The 18,309-nt window shown below is 40.5% G+C and carries 11 protein-coding genes; 10 read left to right on the top strand and 1 reads right to left on the bottom strand.

The genetic code is table 11. The annotated features are described in order from the left end of the window. Nucleotides 1–139 precede the first annotated feature (139 nt). From CBW18_RS01035 to CBW18_RS00995, 9 genes are all read left to right on the top strand, one after another. Entirely contained in the window at nucleotides 140–1,171 is a 1,032-nt protein-coding gene (locus tag CBW18_RS01035; RefSeq protein ID WP_088299407.1) for a LacI family DNA-binding transcriptional regulator, read from the top strand. 415 nt (nucleotides 1,172–1,586) lie between these two features. Further along, nucleotides 1,587–4,568 carry a SusC/RagA family TonB-linked outer membrane protein gene (locus CBW18_RS01030; protein WP_088299406.1) on the top strand — a complete coding sequence of 994 codons (2,982 nt, stop codon included), beginning with the start codon at nucleotides 1,587–1,589 and terminating at the stop codon, nucleotides 4,566–4,568. A 19-nt stretch (nucleotides 4,569–4,587) separates the two neighbouring features. Next, nucleotides 4,588–6,177, top strand: coding sequence for a RagB/SusD family nutrient uptake outer membrane protein (locus CBW18_RS01025; RefSeq protein WP_088299912.1), 1,590 nt, complete (start codon nucleotides 4,588–4,590; stop codon nucleotides 6,175–6,177). A gap of 18 nt (nucleotides 6,178–6,195) precedes the next feature. Continuing rightward, nucleotides 6,196–7,227, top strand: coding sequence for a SusE domain-containing protein (locus CBW18_RS01020; RefSeq protein WP_088299405.1), 1,032 nt, complete (start codon nucleotides 6,196–6,198; stop codon nucleotides 7,225–7,227). 64 nt (nucleotides 7,228–7,291) lie between these two features. Then, nucleotides 7,292–9,211: a glycoside hydrolase family 13 protein gene (locus CBW18_RS01015; RefSeq protein ID WP_088299404.1), complete on the top strand. Its 1,920-nt coding sequence runs from the start codon at nucleotides 7,292–7,294 to the stop codon at nucleotides 9,209–9,211. Between the two features lie 118 nt (nucleotides 9,212–9,329). Next, nucleotides 9,330–10,016 carry a beta-phosphoglucomutase gene (pgmB, locus tag CBW18_RS01010; protein WP_088299403.1) on the top strand — a complete coding sequence of 229 codons (687 nt, stop codon included), beginning with the start codon at nucleotides 9,330–9,332 and terminating at the stop codon, nucleotides 10,014–10,016. Between the two features lie 70 nt (nucleotides 10,017–10,086). Further along, on the top strand, nucleotides 10,087–12,405 hold the full coding sequence (locus CBW18_RS01005; protein ID WP_088299402.1) for a glycoside hydrolase family 65 protein: 2,319 nt from the start codon (nucleotides 10,087–10,089) through the stop codon (nucleotides 12,403–12,405). A 182-nt stretch (nucleotides 12,406–12,587) separates the two neighbouring features. Next, a complete protein-coding gene (locus tag CBW18_RS01000) occupies nucleotides 12,588–14,267 on the top strand; it encodes an alpha-amylase family glycosyl hydrolase (RefSeq protein WP_253248928.1) in 1,680 nt (559 codons plus the stop codon). A 216-nt stretch (nucleotides 14,268–14,483) separates the two neighbouring features. Continuing rightward, nucleotides 14,484–15,851, top strand: a complete 1,368-nt coding sequence (locus CBW18_RS00995) for an MFS transporter (protein WP_088299401.1) — start codon at nucleotides 14,484–14,486, stop codon at nucleotides 15,849–15,851. 139 nt (nucleotides 15,852–15,990) lie between these two features. On the opposite strand, the gene CBW18_RS00990 is transcribed toward CBW18_RS00995, so the two are convergent. Next, nucleotides 15,991–16,173 (bottom strand): hypothetical protein, encoded by a 183-nt coding sequence (locus CBW18_RS00990; RefSeq protein ID WP_088299400.1) that lies wholly within the window; start codon nucleotides 16,171–16,173, stop codon nucleotides 15,991–15,993. A 215-nt stretch (nucleotides 16,174–16,388) separates the two neighbouring features. Here CBW18_RS00990 and CBW18_RS00985 point away from each other — a divergent pair, with 215 nt between their 5' ends. Continuing rightward, nucleotides 16,389–17,948, top strand: a complete 1,560-nt coding sequence (locus CBW18_RS00985; RefSeq protein WP_088299399.1) for a S10 family peptidase — start codon at nucleotides 16,389–16,391, stop codon at nucleotides 17,946–17,948. Nucleotides 17,949–18,309: the final 361 nt, after the last annotated feature.

Genomic DNA, 18,309 nt, shown 5'->3' with positions numbered 1-18,309 from the left:
GCACATGATGAATAACTTAGCATCTAAATGATAATTTAGAAAAGGAGTCAGAACAGTTGTATTGTATTATAAAATTAAAAAGTGATTTTATCACTTATATTTACATCAAAATTTAACCAGTCTATCTTTCAAAGTTAAAATGGATCATATTAATATTAAGAAATTAGCAGAAGCATTAAATCTATCAACTTCTACAATTTCGCGTGCTTTTAGAGATAACAGCGATATTAATGGTGCCACCAAAGAGCGGATTTTAACCAAAGCGAAAGAATTAAACTATCAGCCTAACCATTACGCCAGCAATTTAAGAGAACAAAAAAGCAAAACCATTGCGGTAATTGTACCTGAATTGGCCAACAACTATTTTTCACAGGCTATACATGGTATTGAGCGGGTGGCCAGGGCGAATGGTTATCATATCCTAATTTATGTGACTGATGATGACTATCATAAAGAGGTAACCTTTATTCGGCATTTGCATAATGGCCGGGCTGATGGAATTATCATGTCAGTTTCGGGGGAGGCCAACGACCACAATTACCTGAATGAGTTCGGTACGAAACGCCTGCCGTTGGTTTTTTTCGACAGGATTTATGAAGATATTGTAACGCCCAGAGTAATTACGAACGATTATAACAGTAGTTTTTTAGCCACTGAACATTTAATCATGCAAGGTTGCAGGCGCATTGCTTATCTGGTGGTGAATAAAAGTTTATCTATCGGTAAAACGCGAATGCAGGGATATTTAGATGCTTTGACCAAGCATCGGGTTGGTTTTGAAGAACAGTTAATTGTGGATTGCAGTAATAGTTATGATGAAAATAGCATTATCATTAAGAATGCCTTAACGGATTTAAAGCCAGATGGTGTTTTTACATCTGTGGAACGTCTGGCTTTTGCTACTTATTATGCTTGTTATGATTTAGGCATTGACATTCCTGATGATTTGAAAGTAATTAGTTTTTCCAGTCTGGAAATTGCCCCGCTCTTAAATCCATCACTCACCACCATTACGCAACCAGCGGCTAAAATTGGAGATGAGGCAGCTAAATTATTATTCAAAATTTTAGATTGTCAGCAAGATAAAAATTTCATGAATGAGGTGGTTCTGGAGTCAGAAATCATCATCCGTAATTCTACCTCAAACCAGCAAAAAAAACGCCCGAAATAAGCAGGTTTTTAATCCCTGAAAATCTCAAAAAAAATCCTCACTTAGTGTAAAATAAGCAGAATTCTGTTCAAATTTCGGGAACGTTCCCGAAAATGCAGCAGATTTGATATTGATTTTTTCGGGAACGTTCCCGAAGAATCGTTGAAAAATGGCTTAGTGTAAAAAATACACGCTAAACAACTTTTATGTTTCAATAATTAATTGATTATCAATATTTTATTTTTTATTCGGCATTTTTTTGAAATCTAAAATTTAAAGTAAAATTAAATTTTTATCAGTTTTTTACAGGTCTGTTCTTCTCTGTAAATATATTTTTTAAATAAATTTTGAAATGTAATTATGTGCTGTAAATTAGGCCTGTGTGTAATTCACTATAATATTTAACCAAATTTTTATACTTAAACGAGCTTCGAATATGAAAGTATTTTACCTGTTAAAACAGGGGCTTTTGGTGCTGTTAGTTTTTTCAGCATTAATCGTAAAAGCACAAACCGGATCAATCTCCGGAAAGGTGCTTGATGAAACAGGCCTGCCATTACCTGGTGCTTCTGTGGTTGTAAAAGGTACAACCAGAAGTACATCCACTGATGGTGAAGGAAATTTCAAAATTGCTGGTTTACCGAACGGTTCGGTAACCTTATCTGCCAGTTTTATCGGCTATCAAACACTCGATAAAGCGGTAAGCCTTAATGGCAACACTACGCTAAACTTTCAGCTGGTGCCTGATGCACAAAAATTAAATGAAGTTGTGGTAATTGGCTACGGTACGGCAGAAAAGAAAAACTTAACCGGTTCCATTACTACCGTAAGTTCGAAAGACTTTCAAAAAGGTACCATTACCACTCCTGAACAATTGATTCAGGGTAAAGTTGCCGGTGTAAACATCATTTCAGGTGGTGGTGCGCCAGGTGCAGGAGGACAAATCCGTATTCGTGGTGGTGCATCTCTAAATGCCAGCAACGATCCGTTAATTGTTGTGGATGGTGTTCCTTTCAGCGGAAACAGTATTGGTAATGCACCAAGTCCGCTTTCTTTAATTAATCCGAACGATATTGAAACCTTTACCGTATTGAAAGATGCAAATGCAACGGCAATTTACGGTTCCAGGGCATCAAATGGGGTAATTTTAATTACTACTAAAAAAGGTGCTTCAGGTGCACCGGTGATTAATTTCAGTACCAATAATTCCATCGCCACAGTAGCGAAAAAGGTTGATGTTTTCTCTGCTGATGAGGTTCGTGCCTATGTAAACGCAAATGGAACAGCTGCACAGCGAGCACTTTTAGGTACCGCCAATACTGATTGGCAGGATGAAATTTATCAAAATGCATTTTCAACAGATAATACGTTAAGCATTGCCGGATCATTTAAAGGCGTTCCTTACCGCGTATCTGCTGGTTATTTAGATCAGGATGGAGTATTGATTACCGCCAAGTTGAAAAGAGCAACTGGTGGTTTAACCTTATCGCCACGTTTATTTAAGGACCACTTAAAAATTGATTTAAGTTTAAAAGGAACCCTGAGTAATTCTCAATATCCTGATGAGGCAGCCATTCAGAATGCCATCCAGTTCGATCCCACTCAACCTGTTTATGCTGATAATAAATTTGGTGGCTATTTCGAGTGGATTTCAGGAACGGGAGCTGCAGGCGTGCCAAATCCAAATGCACCACGTAACCCGGTTGCTTTAATCAGGCAGCAAAATAACGTAGGTAATGCAGAAAGAAGCTTTGGTAATGCCAGGTTTGATTACTCTTTTCACTTCCTGCCGGAATTGCACGCAAACTTAAATTTAGGTTACGATATCTCTAAAGGTTACGGTTCAAAATCAATTCCTGTTTATGCAGCGCAACGTGCCTCAACAAATGGTTACTACGAAAGAAGGTTAAACAATGGTTCTGATAAATTCTCAGAGTTCTATTTAAACTATGCCAAAACAGTAGAAAGCATTAAAAGTAGGTTTGATGTAACTGCTGGTTATGGTTACTATGATAACTCCACTACTGATTTTTATTTCAATACGTACAGAGGAACAGGAGAGATTTTAACTACTCCTGTATTCCCTAATGCGGTGGAAAGACAAAAGTTACTTTCTTATTATGGAAGATTTGTATACACCCTTGCTGATAAATATATCCTTTCCGGAACGATGCGTGCAGATGCTTCATCAAGATTCTCAGAGCAGAATCGTTGGGGATATTTTCCTTCAGCTGGTTTTACCTGGAGAATTATTGGCGAAAATTTCTTAAAAGACAGCAAAGTGGTATCTGATCTGAAATTAAGATTAAGCTATGGCGAAACAGGTAATAAAGACGGATCAACCATTGGTAACTACAATTACATCTCCAGATATTATGCCAATACCAACCAGGGTCAGTATCAGGTGGGCAACTCTTTTTACAATTATTACAGTCCTGCTGGTTATGATCCGGATATGAAATGGGAAACCACAACTACTTATAATGCTGGTTTGGATTATGGTTTCTTAAAAGGAAGATTGTACGGTAGCCTGGATGTGTATTACAAAAAAACAAAAGATTTATTGAGTACGATTAACATCCCGGTAGGGACCAACTTCAGTAACTTATTAACCACCAACGTGGGGAATATGGAAGTAAAGGGTGCTGAAGCCAGCTTGAATTTTGTAGCCATTCAACAAGATGAGGTGACCTGGGAATTTGGTGTGAATGCGGCTTACAACAAAAGGAAGATTACCAACTTAACGTTAAATCCTGATCCGGGATCTAAAGTTGGCGCAGGTGACATTACCGGCGGTACAGGAAATACCTTAAAATGGAATGCGGTGAACCAGATTCCAAGTGCATTCTTCGTTTATAAGCAAGTTTACAATGCCAATGGCGTGCCTCTAGAAGGTATTTATGAAGATTTAAATGGCGATGGTGTAATCAACACGAATGATCAGTATTTCTATAAATCACCGGATCCAAACTTCACCTTTGGTTTCAATACGTCATTCACCTATAAAAAATGGACGGCTACAACCGTGCTTCGGGCGAGCATTGGAAACTATGTATACGATAACATTTCATCCAACTTCGGAATCAGAAATAACATCTTAAGCACACAGGGAATTCTGAACAATGCCGGGGTAGATTTATACAATACCAATTTCTCCGGGAGTTCGGGTACACAGTATTTAAGTGATTATTTTATCAAAAATGCATCATTCTTAAAAATGGATAACGTTGGTTTGTCGTACAACGTAGGTAAATTATCTAAAAACAGTAACACCAGTATGCGAATTTCAGCGAACGTACAGAATGTATTTATCGTATCTGATTACAAAGGCTTAGATCCGGAATTATCATCAGGGATTGATTTTAACTTATACCCAAGACCGAGAACTTACACTTTGGGTTTAAATGTTGGTTTCTAATATCAAAGAAAATATAAAAATGAAAAATTCATTTAAAATCATATTGGCATCAGGGTTCTTGCTTTTAGGTTTAAATTCTTGTAAAAAAGAGGACTTAAACTTAACGCCAACCAATGATGTAACTGCCGAGAATGTTTATGCCACTCCGGCCGGATATAAAAATAGCCTGGTGAAGCTGTATGCAACTTACGCACTAACCAGTCCATCAGGTTCAGACAACAGTGATGTTGGCGGATTAAATGCAGGTTTTGCAGATTTCTTCAGGTTATTCTGGACTTCGCAGGAGCTGACAACGGATGAAGCCATTTGTGCCTGGGGCGATGTGGGTATTCCGGAATTAAACTTCGGCACGCCAAGCAATGATAACCAGTTTTTAAGAGGTTTATACTCGAGAAGTTTACTGCAGATTACTTTCTGTAATGAGTTTTTAAGAGAAAGCACACCAGAGAAATTGGCAAGTCGCAACATTGCTGGTGCAGATGCCACCGCCATTACCCGCTACCGTGCTGAAGCTCGTTTTTTACGTGCTTTTCAATATTGGGTATTGTTAGATGCTTTTGGTAATCCGCCTTTCGTAACTGAAGATGATAACATTGGTAAAGTTGCACCAAAACAAATTCAAAGAGCAGCGTTATTTAACTATGTGGAATCTGAATTAAAAGCAATTGAAGGCGATTTAGCTGAGCCGCGTGCAAATGATTATGGCCGTGCCGATAAAGGTGCAGATTGGGCTTTATTGGCGAGGTTATATTTAAATGCACAGGTTTATACCGGTACCGCGAAATATACTGAAGCCATTACCTATTCAAGTAAAGTAATTGCAGCCAGTTATCAATTGAAAAACAATTACCTGGATCTTTTCAAATCAGATAACGATAGAAACAATACAGAAAACATCTTAACCATTAACTATGATGGTGTAAAAGGAACAAATTACGGAGGAACTACTTTCTTAATTAATGCGGCCATTAATGCAGATATGAATCCGGCGAGTTTCGGTGTTCCGAATGGTGGATGGGGTGGAAACAGGACCCGTCAGAATTTACCGGCTCTGTTTCCTGATGCAAACGGAACATTAGATAAACGTGGTGTTTTCTTCGGTACTAAAAATACAATTGATGATGTTGGTACTTTCACTGATGGGTTACGTGTTACAAAATTCACCAATAGAACATCTGCCAATACCACTCCAACTTCGCTAAACGGCGTATTCAGCTCGCTTGATTTTGCTTTATTCCGCCTGGCTGAACAGTATTTAATTTATGGAGAAGCTGTTGCGCGTGGTGGTTCCGGCGGAAGTGCAAGCCTTGCTTTAACTTATGTTAATGCCTTACGCACCAGGGCTTATGGGAATGCATCTGGTCATGTGAGTGCTGCGGCATTAACTACAGATTTCTATTTAGATGAGCGCGGACGTGAATTATACTGGGAAGGTCACCGCCGTACAGATCTAGTCCGTTTCGGAAGGTTTGCAGGTGCTGCTTATTTGTGGCCATACAAAGGTGGCGTAAAAGCCGGAGCATCAATCCCGGCTTACCGCAATATCTTTGCCATTCCAACAGCAGATTTAATTGCCAACCCGAATCTGGTTCAAAACACAGGTTATTAATCTTAATTTTAATAAGAGATGAAATCAACAATATTCAAATCCTTAGCGTTGGGCTTAATCACCCTATCGCTTTGGTCCTGCAAAAAAGATGAAACGCAAACCGTTTCCAATATTGCACCTGCAGGTACATTAGCGGCTTCGGCAACTAATTTAAATTTAGTGCAATCCAATGGTACGCAAACCGCACTAACCTTGAACTTTCCTATATCTACCGCAACAGGTTATGTTGTGCCAGTAACCTCTACTTTACAGTTCGATTTAAAAGGGAAAAACTTTAGTACGCCAAGTGAAATAGTGGTTACAAGGGGTACTTATGCACCAACGGTTACCCAGGTAAATAACATGATTTTAGCTTTGGGTGGGAAGGTAGGTACACCTGCACAGGTTGAAGTAAGGTTAAAATCCGGCGCAGCCGTAAACGACATCAGCTATTCGAATGTGGTTACTTTAAGTGCAACACCTTATTTAGCTTCTGCCTGGATTTATGCTCCGGGAGCTTACCAAAACTGGGATCCCGCTACTGCAGATAGTTTGGTTTCACTATCAAGCAATGGCATTTATACCGGAATGATTGCCTTTACGCCAGGTAAACTTGCTTTCAAAATTACACCTGCAAAAAAATGGGATCTTTCTTACGGTGATGCCGGTACGGGTACTATCAGTACTTCTGGTGGAGATATTAATTCACCGGATGCGGTAGTAAAACAAGTTACGGTCGACTTAAATAAATCAACCTACACCATCACTACACCAAAAGAATGGTCTATTATTGGTGATGCAACTCCAGGTGGCTGGGTTACTGATACCGATTTGAAAGTAATTAACGATGGAAAAGCAATGGTTTACACATTGCAAACTACGCTGGTTGCAGGAGAATTTAAATTTCGTTTCGGTCACGACTGGGCGATTAATTTAGGTGGCGGTACCACGCTTGCTTTGGGGGGTGGCAACATTAAGGTGGAAACCCCTGGCATTTATACCATTACTTTAACGCTTACGAAAGCAGGCGATGTGGTAACAGGCGGTAGCTACACCATGGTTAAAAAGTAATTAATCTTTATTTCGCCCTGCCGAACGCATGTTCTGCAGGGCTTTTATCCTTTAATGTTTCAGCATGTTCAGATCCAAAAACTTTTCGCTCTTTCCTTTATTATCCAGTGCTCAAACAAACTTTCTGCAATTTGCAGGAAAAAAAATAATGCTGCTGACTTTGCTGATTTCACTTTCGGCAAGTCATTTATTCGCCCAGAAATTAGAACGGATCGAGCCGATGTTTTGGTTTACAGGTATGCACAATCCTGAATTGCAGTTGATTGTACATGGCGAAAACATCGCAGCAAGCACCGTTTCATTAACTTACCCGGGTGTAAAACTGGTAAAAGTTAATAAAGTAGAAAACCCAAATTACCTGTTTTTAGATTTAACCATCGCGCCAACTACCAGGGCGGGAAAATTTCCAATTCACTTCACTGTAAACGGGAAAAAAATATTGAATTACACTTACGAATTAAGGAACCGCGATAAAAGCGCAACCAGAATTCAGGGCGTAACACAAAAAGATTTTATTTACTTGTTGATGCCGGATCGTTTTTCGAACGGCGATAAAAGTAACGATGTAGTGAAAGGCTTAGCCGAAACTGCATTAAACCGTGATAGTATGTATTTCCGTCACGGAGGCGATATTCAGGGGGTAATGAATCACCTCGATTACCTGAAAGATTTAGGCATCACCACCGTTTGGATGACGCCGGAAATCGAAAATGATATGGAAAAAGCTTCCTATCATGGTTATGCAGTAACCGATCACTATAAAATTGATCCGCGTTATGGCAGCAACGAACTTTTTAAGAAATATGTAGAAACTGCTCATGCAAAAGGCATGAAAGTGATTAAAGATATTGTGCACAATCACATTGGCACGGGGCATTGGTTTTTTAAAGATTTACCGATGAAAAGCTGGGTGCATCAGTGGGCAAAATATACACAGACCAGTTACCGCGATCAGGCGGTTATGGATACACATGCCTCACAAGCCGATCGCAAGAAAATGCTGGATGGCTGGTTTGTGCCGTCTATGCCAGATCTGGATCAGCAAAACCCTTATGTGCAAAATTACCTGACGCAAAACCACATCTGGTGGATTGAATATGCAGGCATTGATGGTTTACGTTTAGATACTTATCCTTACAACGATCCGGCTTATATGGCAGATTGGGCATTGAAGATAAAAGCTGAGTTTCCAAACCTTTCTATCTTCGCAGAAACCTTTGTCAGTGGCGTGCCGAATCAGGCTTATTTTACAGAAGGAAATACTGTAAATCGCGGCTTTAATACACACCTTCCGGGAATTACCGATATGGCTGTAAAAGAAGGGATTTATGAAGCACTAAACGGAAAAAATGGCTGGACTGATGGCGTGAATCGTTTGTACGACGTGATCGCACATGATTTTTTATATAAAGATCCTACTCAAAATTGCATCGCATTAGATAACCACGACATGAGCCGTTTTTATTCTGTAGTGAATGAAGATTTCGAAAAGTATAAAATGGGTATGGCCTTATTGCTCACCATGCGTGGCATTCCGCAAATGTATTACGGAACTGAAATTTTAATGAAAAATTTCTCCAACCCTGATGGTTTAGTGCGTGCCGACTTCCCTGGTGGATGGGATGGTGACAAAAAAGATAAGTTCATCGCCAAAGGTAGAACAAGCAAAGAAAATGAGGCATTCAATTTTGTGCGGACATTAGCAAATTACCGAAAAAACAGTGTTCCTTTACAAAGTGGAAAATTGATGCAGTTTGTACCGGAAGATGATATTTATGTGTACTTCCGCTACAATGAAAGCGTTAAAGGAACAGTGATGGTCGTTGTAAATAATTCCGAAAAAGAAAAGACACTGAAAACGGATCGTTTCACAGAAAGAACCCTCGGAACTACCTCAGCGAAAAATATCATTACCAACAAAACCATTTCATTCAACGAAATTAAAGTGCCAGCAAGGACAACGCTGGTTTTGGAGTTGAATTAATTAAAACGCAAAAAATAAATACTAAGGCGGAAAGATCAAAGATCAAAGCGGAAAACCAGGTAAGCACACCTGCCTTGATAATAGATACTTACTACGCCATAAGATATAACAACCAACAATGCAAGAAGAACTCCAAACCCCCAATCCCGAACCCAAAACCCAAATAAAAGCCTGCCTTTTTGATCTTGATGGCGTTTTAGTTGATACCGCTGTTTACCATTACCAGGCATGGAAACGACTCGCCAATACCATTGGTTTTGATTTTACCGAAGCGCAAAACGAACAGTTGAAAGGCGTAAGCAGGGTAGAAAGTTTGAATAAAATTTTGGCCTGGGGCGGCGTAGAAAAAACGGATGCTGAAAAAGAAGAACTCGCCACTTTGAAAAATAGCTGGTATGTAGAAATGATCACCAAAATGACACCTGCAGAGGTTTTGCCCGGGACGGTAGATTTTTTGACTGAAATTCACCAGGCTGGTTATAAACTGGCTTTGGGTTCGGCGAGCAAAAACTCAGGGATTATTTTAGAGAAAACCAATCTTGCGCATTTCTTTGATGAAATTGTAGATGGCAATATGGTTACTAAATCAAAGCCAGATCCGGAAGTATTTTTGAAAGGTGCAGAACTTTTAGGTTTCAAACCTAATGAATGTGTCGTTTTTGAAGATGCTGTGGCTGGTGTGGAAGCAGCGAAAAGAGGTGACATGAGAGCCATTGGTATCGGCGAAAAAAGCATACTCACCGATGCGGATGTAGTCGTTAGCGGATTAGACAAATTAACAGTTAAAGATTTAGAGAATTTATAGGTTTAAGGTGTAGGGTTTAAGGTGAAGGGCATTGTCTCCAATCTCCAATCCCGCTACTCAATACTCAATTATGAAAAATTACATTAAAGCAGATGAGTGGAACATTATCGAAGAAGGCTTTGATCCACATTTAAATAAAATTTCAGAAAGTATTTTCAGCTTAGGCAACGGCCGGATGGGTCAGCGGGCTAATTTTGAAGAAACTTATACCGGCGAAACTTTATCAGGTAATTATGTTGCAGGCGTTTATTATCCTGATAAAACCCGCGTAGGCTGGTGGAAAAACGGCTATCCGGAATATTTTGCCAAAGTTTTAAATGCTGCAAACTGGGTAGGAATTGAAGTCAAGCTGGATGATGAAGTTTTAGATTTGGCAACTGCCGAAGTAAGCGAATTCAAGCGGGTGTTGGATATGCATTCCGGGGTTTTAGAACGTACTTTCACCGCAAAGCTAAAAAGTGGTAAAACTGTAAAAGTAAAAGCAACCCGTTTTTGTAGCATCGCTGATGATGAAGTTGGCGCCATTCGTTATTCCATTACGCCAATAGATTTTGATGGAAAACTAACCTTAATGCCTTTTATTGATGGTGATGTTAAAAACCAGGATAGCAATTATGATGAAAAATTCTGGGATCTTGTTGCGGATGAATTTTCAGGAACAGAAGCTTACCTCAAACTGAGAACGAAAAAAACAGCTTTTGAAGTTTGCACAGGTACTAACATCAAACTCTACAAAAATGGGGAACAGCTTGATGTTCAGTTGGAGGAAGTTCGCCGGGAAAAATTCGTCGGACAAACTGTAACGTTGGATATAAAGGCAAACGAAGAGGTTACACTGATCAAAATTGCGGCTAATTTATCTTCCGAAAACTATCCAAAAGAATCGCTTTTAAAAGAAACAAAGGCAGTAATTGCGAAAGCAACGGCTAAAGGTTTTGATACGTTATTGTCAGAACAAAAAGCAGCCTGGGCAACCAAATGGGAAGAGAGTGATATCATTATTGAAGGAGATGTATCTGCACAGCAAGCCATCAGGTTCAATATTTTCCAGTTGTTTCAAACTTATACAGGTAAAGATGATCGTCTGAATATTGGTCCGAAAGGTTTTACCGGCGAAAAATACGGCGGCTCTACTTATTGGGATACTGAAGCTTATTGCGTACCATTTTATCTGGCCACTGCACCACAGGAAGTAAGCAAAAACTTATTGGTTTATCGCCATAAACAATTAGGTAAGGCGATCGAAAATGCTGCAAAATTAGGCTTTAAGGATGGCGCAGCGTTATATCCCATGGTGACCATGAATGGCGAGGAATGCCATAACGAATGGGAAATAACCTTCGAGGAAATTCACCGCAATGGTGCGATTGCCTTCGCTATTTATAACTACATCCGCTATACAGGCGATGAAAGTTATCTTTCTGACTTCGGCTTGGAAGTACTCATTGGCATTGCCCGTTTCTGGAAACAACGTGTAAACTGGAGCAGCGAAAAACAGCAATACGTAATGCTCGGGGTTACAGGTCCGAATGAGTACGAAAACAACGTAAACAATAACTGGTACACCAATTTACTCGCTACCTGGTGCATGAAATATGCCACCGAAGCAGCAGAAATTGTAAAAACACAGCAGCCACAAAAATATGTGAATTTGCTGGAAAGCGTAAATTTCAGAGATGAGGAATTTACCGATTGGGCAGATATTATCGAAAAGATGTACTATCCGGAAGATCAGGAAAAAGGAATTTTCTTACAGCAGGATGGTTATCTGGATAAGGAGCAAACATTGGTAAAAGATCTGCCGGCGAGTGATAGACCAATCAACCAGAAATGGAGTTGGGATAGGATTTTGCGCTCACCGTTCATTAAGCAAGCGGATGTTTTACAAGGTATCTATTTCTTTGAAGAAGATTATGATCTGGAAACCATCAGAAGAAACTTCGATTTCTATGAGCCACGTACCGTTCACGAAAGTTCCTTGTCGCCTTGCGTACACAGTATTTTGGCCGCGAAACTAAACGACGAAGCACGTGCTTACGAATTTTATCTGCGTACTGCCCGGTTAGATTTAGATGATTACAACAACGATACAGAAGATGGTTTACACATCACTTCAATGGCCGGAACCTGGATGAGTGTGGTAGAAGGTTTCGCCGGAATGCGGGTTCGAAATGGAAAACTACAATTTAATCCGTTTTTGCCAACACAATGGAAATCGTTCTCGTTTACGATTGGTTTCAGAGGTGCAACGCTTAAAATAAGGATCGCAGAAAACGGCATCACCATTAAAAACAATAATGATGTAGAACTTGAAATTAATATCAAAAACCAGTTGTATAAGTTAGCGGGTAGCACTGAAATCGAAGTTAAAAACACTGAATTAGTATGAGTAAAGATGAGGGTTTAAAGGTTGAAGGTAGAGGGTTAAAAAAGCTAACTTTTGCAAATCAGAAAGGCCTTTCGGCACCATGTTTGTCACCTTTTCAATTAAGCAAAGTAAGTCATCATATGCTTATCTTGATCTTAATGCTGCTCTCTTCATCATCATTTGCACAAAAAAGGAGTAAAAAAATGAACGATCGACAAATCGTGATCTATCAGTTATTGCCTCGGTTATTTGGAAATAAAAACACCAGAAATATCCCTTACGGCACCATTGAACAAAATGGTTCTGGTAAGTTTAACGACATTACTGATAAGGCTTTAGACGGAATTAAGGAACTTCATGTAAACTACATTTGGTACACCGGAGCCATCGCCCACGCCAGTTTAACCGATTATGCTGCCTATGGGATTAAGGTCGATGATGCCGATGTGGTAAAAGGCCGGGCAGGTTCGCCCTATGCCATCCGCGATTATTACGACGTGAATCCTGATTTAGCCGTTGATGTTAAAAACCGGATGCAGGAGTTCGAAGCGTTGATCAAAAGAACACATGCCAGAAATCTAAAAGCCATTATCGATTTCGTTCCTAACCATGTCGCCAGAAGTTATCATTCATACGCCAGGCCAAAAAATGTGATTGATTTTGGTGCGCAGGATGATCCGAGCAAAAGTTTCAGTCCGAAAAATGATTTTTACTATGTTCCGGGTCAGCCATTCGTGGTACCCACCAACGGAGAAAAAACGCCTCTTTCTGCGCTGCAGGATGGAAAGTTTGAGGAAAATCCGGCTAAAGCCACCGGAAACAATGTGTTTTCAGCTGTGCCTAAATATGATGACTGGTATGAAACCATTAAACTCAATTATGGGGTAGACTATCAGCATGGAGAGAAACAGTATTTTGATCCCATTCCTCCGGTATGGACCAAAATGCGTGATATCTTAATCTTCTGGACCAAAAAAGGGGTAGATGGTTTTCGATGCGATATGGCCGAAATGGTACCGATCGCTTTCTGGAGCTGGGTAATCCCTCAGGTAAAAAAGATAAATCCGGATCTGATTTTTCTGGGTGAAGCTTACAATCCGCAGGTTTACAAACAGTATCTTGAAGAGGGTAAATTCGATTACTTATACGATAAAGTTGGATTATACGACGGCTTAAAGCGGTTAATCAAAAACGAACCCAATGCAGATGTTAAGGATATTCGTCACGTATGGCAGGCAGAAAGTGCTGGTTTTGGCGAACACATGTTGCGCTTTTTAGAAAACCATGATGAGGAAAGAATTGCTTCTGCAGGATTTGCAGGGAAGGCCGAACTGGCTTTACCTGCAATGGTGGTTTCGGCAACCTTGGGCCAAGGCCCCGTAATGTTATACTTCGGACAAGAAGTAGGCGAGCCCGGTAAAGGTGCAGAAGGTTTTGGTGGCGATGATAACCGCACCACGATTTTTGATTATTGGGGCGTACCCTATCATCAGCAATGGATGAACGGCGGCTTATTCGACGGATACGGTTTAAATGGAGATCAGCAGGCGTTAAGGACTTATTATCAGCAGTTATTAAAAGTAACCACAACCAGTGATGCCGTTTTACATGGTGAAATTTATGATGTTCCACAAAACGGAAACATGAATAACCGCATGTATGCTTTTATTCGCTACTCGGGCAAGCAACGTTTACTAGTGGTTGCGAATTTCGACAGGGACCAAACTTTAGAAGCAACTATTGAAATACCGGATCAAATTCTGAAAGTAAAAAGTTCTTCGCCGGTTACTGATTTATTAACAAACAGCAGGCTAAATATTCCGGCAGGAACAAGTATTCCTGTTAAACTTGGGCCGGTATCCGCGCAGGTGATTGAATTTTAAAAAGTATTAACCACAGAGTACACAAAGAAAAAGCACAGAGCAAGCAGAGAAGTTTTAAAATGTCAACGTCTTTTGTGTAAAAAATCGGTGTGCTATGTGGTAAAAAACAGAACCAAATAACAATGAGCTTACAGAGGAAATGAACAGTTAGCAAATAGAAACTTTGTGTCCTCCGTGAAAAACGCTGTGCCCTCTGTGGTAAAATAACGAAAAATAATGAGCTTAAAAACAGTTTTCGAGAACCCGAAATTAACACTGGTTCAGATCATTAACATGAGTGTTGGATTTTTCGGAATCCAGTTTGGCTGGGATTTACAACGTGCCAACATGGGACGTATTTATGAAAATCTGGGAGCCAATCCAGATCAGGTTCCCTTATTGTTTCTAGCCGCACCATTAACCGGGTTGTTGGTTCAACCGATTATTGGTTACCTGAGCGATAGAACCTGGCACCCGAAATGGGGAAGAAGAAGACCCTATTTTATGATCGGGGCAATTGTGAGTAGTCTGGCACTGATCGTGATGCCACACAGCAGTGTGCTGTGGATGGCAGCAGGTTTGCTTTGGGTTTTAGATGTTTTCGGAAACATAGCGATGGAGCCTTTCCGTGCTTTTGTTACCGATAAATTGCCTGATAGTCAGGTGAACCGGGGTTTTATTATGCAAAGCATGATGATCGGTTTGGGTGGAAGTGTGGCTTCAGCGTTACCCTGGTTAATGAACAACGTCTTTCATTTGCAAAACACAGCTGCAAAGGGAATCATTCCTGAAAATGTGAAGTTTTCGTTTTACATCGGTGCTTTTTTCTTTTTCGCAGCCGTATTGTGGACGGTCTTTACCACGAAAGAGTATCCGCCACAAGAAAACGAACTTCCGGAAAAAGAAAGCAGAGGTTTCAGGAACGGTGTGAATGAAATTTTCAGTGCATTGAAAAATATGCCGAAGCGCATGCAGATTGTTTCATTGGTGCAGTTTTTCACCTGGCCGGGGTTATTCCTGATGTGGTTTTATTACACTACTGCGGTTGCGGTAAATGTATTTGGTGGCAAAGATGCTGCCGATCCGGTTTATGCACAAGGCGCCGATTTTGGGAGTTTGACTTTGGCTTATTATAGTGTCATTACGTTTCTTTTTGCATTGGTGTTGCCCAAAATTGCTGATGCTTTAGGAAGAAAAACAACCCATGCCATTTGTCTAATCTGTGGTGCCATCGGACTGATCAGTGTAGCTTGGGTACATGACAAAAACATGCTGTATCTATGTATGACGGGTGTTGGCATTGCATGGGCCAGTATTCTTTCCATGCCTTATGCCATGCTGAGTGGTTCTTTACCAAAAGATAAAATCGGGATCTACATGGGCATTTTTAACTTCTTTATCGTGTTACCAGAGATTATCGCTTCGCTGGGTTTCGGCTGGTTAATGCGAAACGTATTAAATAATGATCGCCTTTTGGCGGTTCAATTGGGTGGTGGCCTGATGATTTTAGCTGCAGTGATTTGTTATGTCTTCATCAGAGAACCGAAAAAAACAGATGATGTTTTGACAGTGAAGTTGGGTGTTGAAGAGAACAGATCGGTGTAAGATTGTTGATCGTTCTTCATTGACAGTTGGTAGGCTTCGATAAAAAGATTGCTGTATCAAGTTCAGGAAGACGACCGCATTAATCCCTTGTTCATATCAATATAAAAAGCAGCTTAAAATTGAAAGGAAGCTTACAAATTTAACTTTGCGCTTCGCTATCGCCATCCCTGCTACCCGGCCTAGGAAATGATGGATTGGAGAAAACGATTAAAGCTTCCACCACAATTTTACATACCACTACCACCCAAGGCAGCACAAGCACCAGATTTTTCATCGGGTGCTTGTGCTGCCGAAATAAAGCTTTAACGAATTTATCCGACATCAGTTACAAGCCTTGACTTTTGCTTGCTCTTGTTAAGAAAAGAAGAAAGCCCTTCGGCGGCCAGCCGAGGCCAGCCACCGCATTGGAAAAAACTGCACGATTCGAAAAAATCTCGGATCAAGTTCAGGAGAACATACGATTTGGTAACATTTCTACAGCGATTTTTGATTAACGCTTCTTAAGTTTGATATTTAAACATTCAAACCAAACCTTCAATGAAATTCAAACTTGTACTCGCTACCTTCTTATGTGCAGGCTTTTTCGTCAATGCACAGCAAGAGCCGAAGAAAAACCAATCAAAAGAAACTAAAACCACCACAGAATTAACCGTTAAAGAAGAGCCGAAACCTGCAGCTAACGAAAGAAGCATAAAAGTGGAGAGCACTGTAGTGACCAATCACGCTGTGAATATTAACGGTAAATCCGTTCCTTATAAAGCTACAACAGGTACTTTACCCGTTTGGGATGAAGAAGGAAAACCTATTGCAGGCTTGTTTTACACTTATTATGAGCGGAGCGACGTTTCCAATCGAGATAAGCGACCATTGGTGATTTCCTTTAACGGCGGTCCGGGCTCGGCATCGGTTTGGATGCATATTGCTTATACCGGTCCGGTGGTTTTGAATATTGATGATGAAGGTTATCCGGTACAGCCCTACGGCTACAAAGAAAATCCGTACTCTATTTTAGATGTTGCTGATATTGTTTACGTAGATCCGGTTAATACAGGTTACTCTCGTGCGGTAAGTAAGGATGTACCGAAAGAAAAGTTTTTCGGCGTAAAAGCTGACATTAAATATTTAGCCGAGTGGATCAATACTTTCGTCACCCGCAATAATCGTTGGGCATCACCAAAGTTTCTTATTGGCGAGAGTTACGGTACCACCCGCGTTTCAGGTCTGGCTTTGGAACTACAAAACAACCAATGGATGTATTTAAATGGTGTGGTTTTGGTCTCGCCGACAGAATTAGGCATTGAAAGAGGTGGCCCTGTTGATGCTGCCTTGCGTTTACCCTACTTTGCGGCTACGGCCTGGTACCATAAAGTGTTGCCTGCAGATTTACAGTCGAAAGATTTAACCGCCATGTTACCCGAAGTTGAGGCTTTTACCATTAATGAACTCATTCCGGCAATTGCACAGGGAGGGATGTTGAGTGCGGATAAGAAGAAGGAAACTGCAAACAAAATGGCACGATATTCCGGCTTATCAGAAAAGGTAATCATGGATTATAACCTTAACGTACCAACAGATTTCTTTTGGAAAGAACTGATGCGAGATAAAGGGTTCACGGTTGGTCGGTTAGATTCACGTTACCGCGGCATCGATAAAATGAGTGCTGGCGAAGGTCCGGATTACAATGCCGAATTAACTTCCTGGTTGCATTCGTTCACGCCGGCTATTAATATGTACATCCGCAATGAACTCCATTACAAAACAGATTTAAAATATAATATGTTCGGTTCTGTTTACCCTTGGGATAAAACAGGCGACCAAACTGGAGATAATCTCCGCCAGGCGATGGCACAAAATTCATTCCTCCACTTATTGGTGCAATCCGGTTATTACGATGGTGCCTGCGATTATTTCAATGCCAAATACAGCATGTGGCAACTAGACGCCGCCGGTAAATTAAAGGATAGAATGACATGGGAAGGCTACCGGAGCGGACACATGATGTATCTGCGAAAAGATGATTTGAAAACGGCAAATAACCACATCAGGGAGTTTATCAAAAAAGCGTTGCCAAAAGAAGGAGAGGCGGCTAAGTTTTAGCTATGATGGTGGTGATTATAGGATGTTAAGATAGTGTAGAGATATCGTTCATTCAATAATGGGAGCGCAAAGGCAGTGCAAATATAAAATTTGTTCCTGCTTTGCGCTGTATTACCGATAAAAAATCGGGAGATGCCGCTTCAATCAGGGCTAAATCGGTTAGGCTTGTAGTACGGAAACCCCTCATAGTAGCGGTAACCTGAATAATTTAAACCCGACCACAGTGGATGCTTTACCAAAGCATTACTGCCACTGCTTTCCAAATGATTTATTTAGAAGCAACAGATTTCACAGTACATAAACTTTAAGGTTTGACAACTCAAATCGTCAGCATGCAGGAAAATTTGTCAATGCTGCCAGG

The organism is Pedobacter sp. AJM (assembly GCF_002197755.1).
GTDB lineage: Bacteria > Bacteroidota > Bacteroidia > Sphingobacteriales > Sphingobacteriaceae > Pedobacter.
This window is presented reverse-complemented; position numbering and strand designations above follow the sequence as displayed.

Coding starts and splice junctions, on each gene's coding strand:
- CBW18_RS01035 (WP_088299407.1), top strand. CDS start 140: ATGGATCATATTAATATTAAGAAATTAGCAGAAGCATTAAATCTATCA.
- CBW18_RS01030 (WP_088299406.1), top strand. CDS start 1,587: ATGAAAGTATTTTACCTGTTAAAACAGGGGCTTTTGGTGCTGTTAGTT.
- CBW18_RS01025 (WP_088299912.1), top strand. CDS start 4,588: ATGAAAAATTCATTTAAAATCATATTGGCATCAGGGTTCTTGCTTTTA.
- CBW18_RS01020 (WP_088299405.1), top strand. CDS start 6,196: ATGAAATCAACAATATTCAAATCCTTAGCGTTGGGCTTAATCACCCTA.
- CBW18_RS01015 (WP_088299404.1), top strand. CDS start 7,292: ATGTTCAGATCCAAAAACTTTTCGCTCTTTCCTTTATTATCCAGTGCT.
- pgmB (WP_088299403.1), top strand. CDS start 9,330: ATGCAAGAAGAACTCCAAACCCCCAATCCCGAACCCAAAACCCAAATA.
- CBW18_RS01005 (WP_088299402.1), top strand. CDS start 10,087: ATGAAAAATTACATTAAAGCAGATGAGTGGAACATTATCGAAGAAGGC.
- CBW18_RS01000 (WP_253248928.1), top strand. CDS start 12,588: ATGAACGATCGACAAATCGTGATCTATCAGTTATTGCCTCGGTTATTT.
- CBW18_RS00995 (WP_088299401.1), top strand. CDS start 14,484: ATGAGCTTAAAAACAGTTTTCGAGAACCCGAAATTAACACTGGTTCAG.
- CBW18_RS00990 (WP_088299400.1), bottom strand. CDS start 16,173: ATGTCGGATAAATTCGTTAAAGCTTTATTTCGGCAGCACAAGCACCCG.
- CBW18_RS00985 (WP_088299399.1), top strand. CDS start 16,389: ATGAAATTCAAACTTGTACTCGCTACCTTCTTATGTGCAGGCTTTTTC.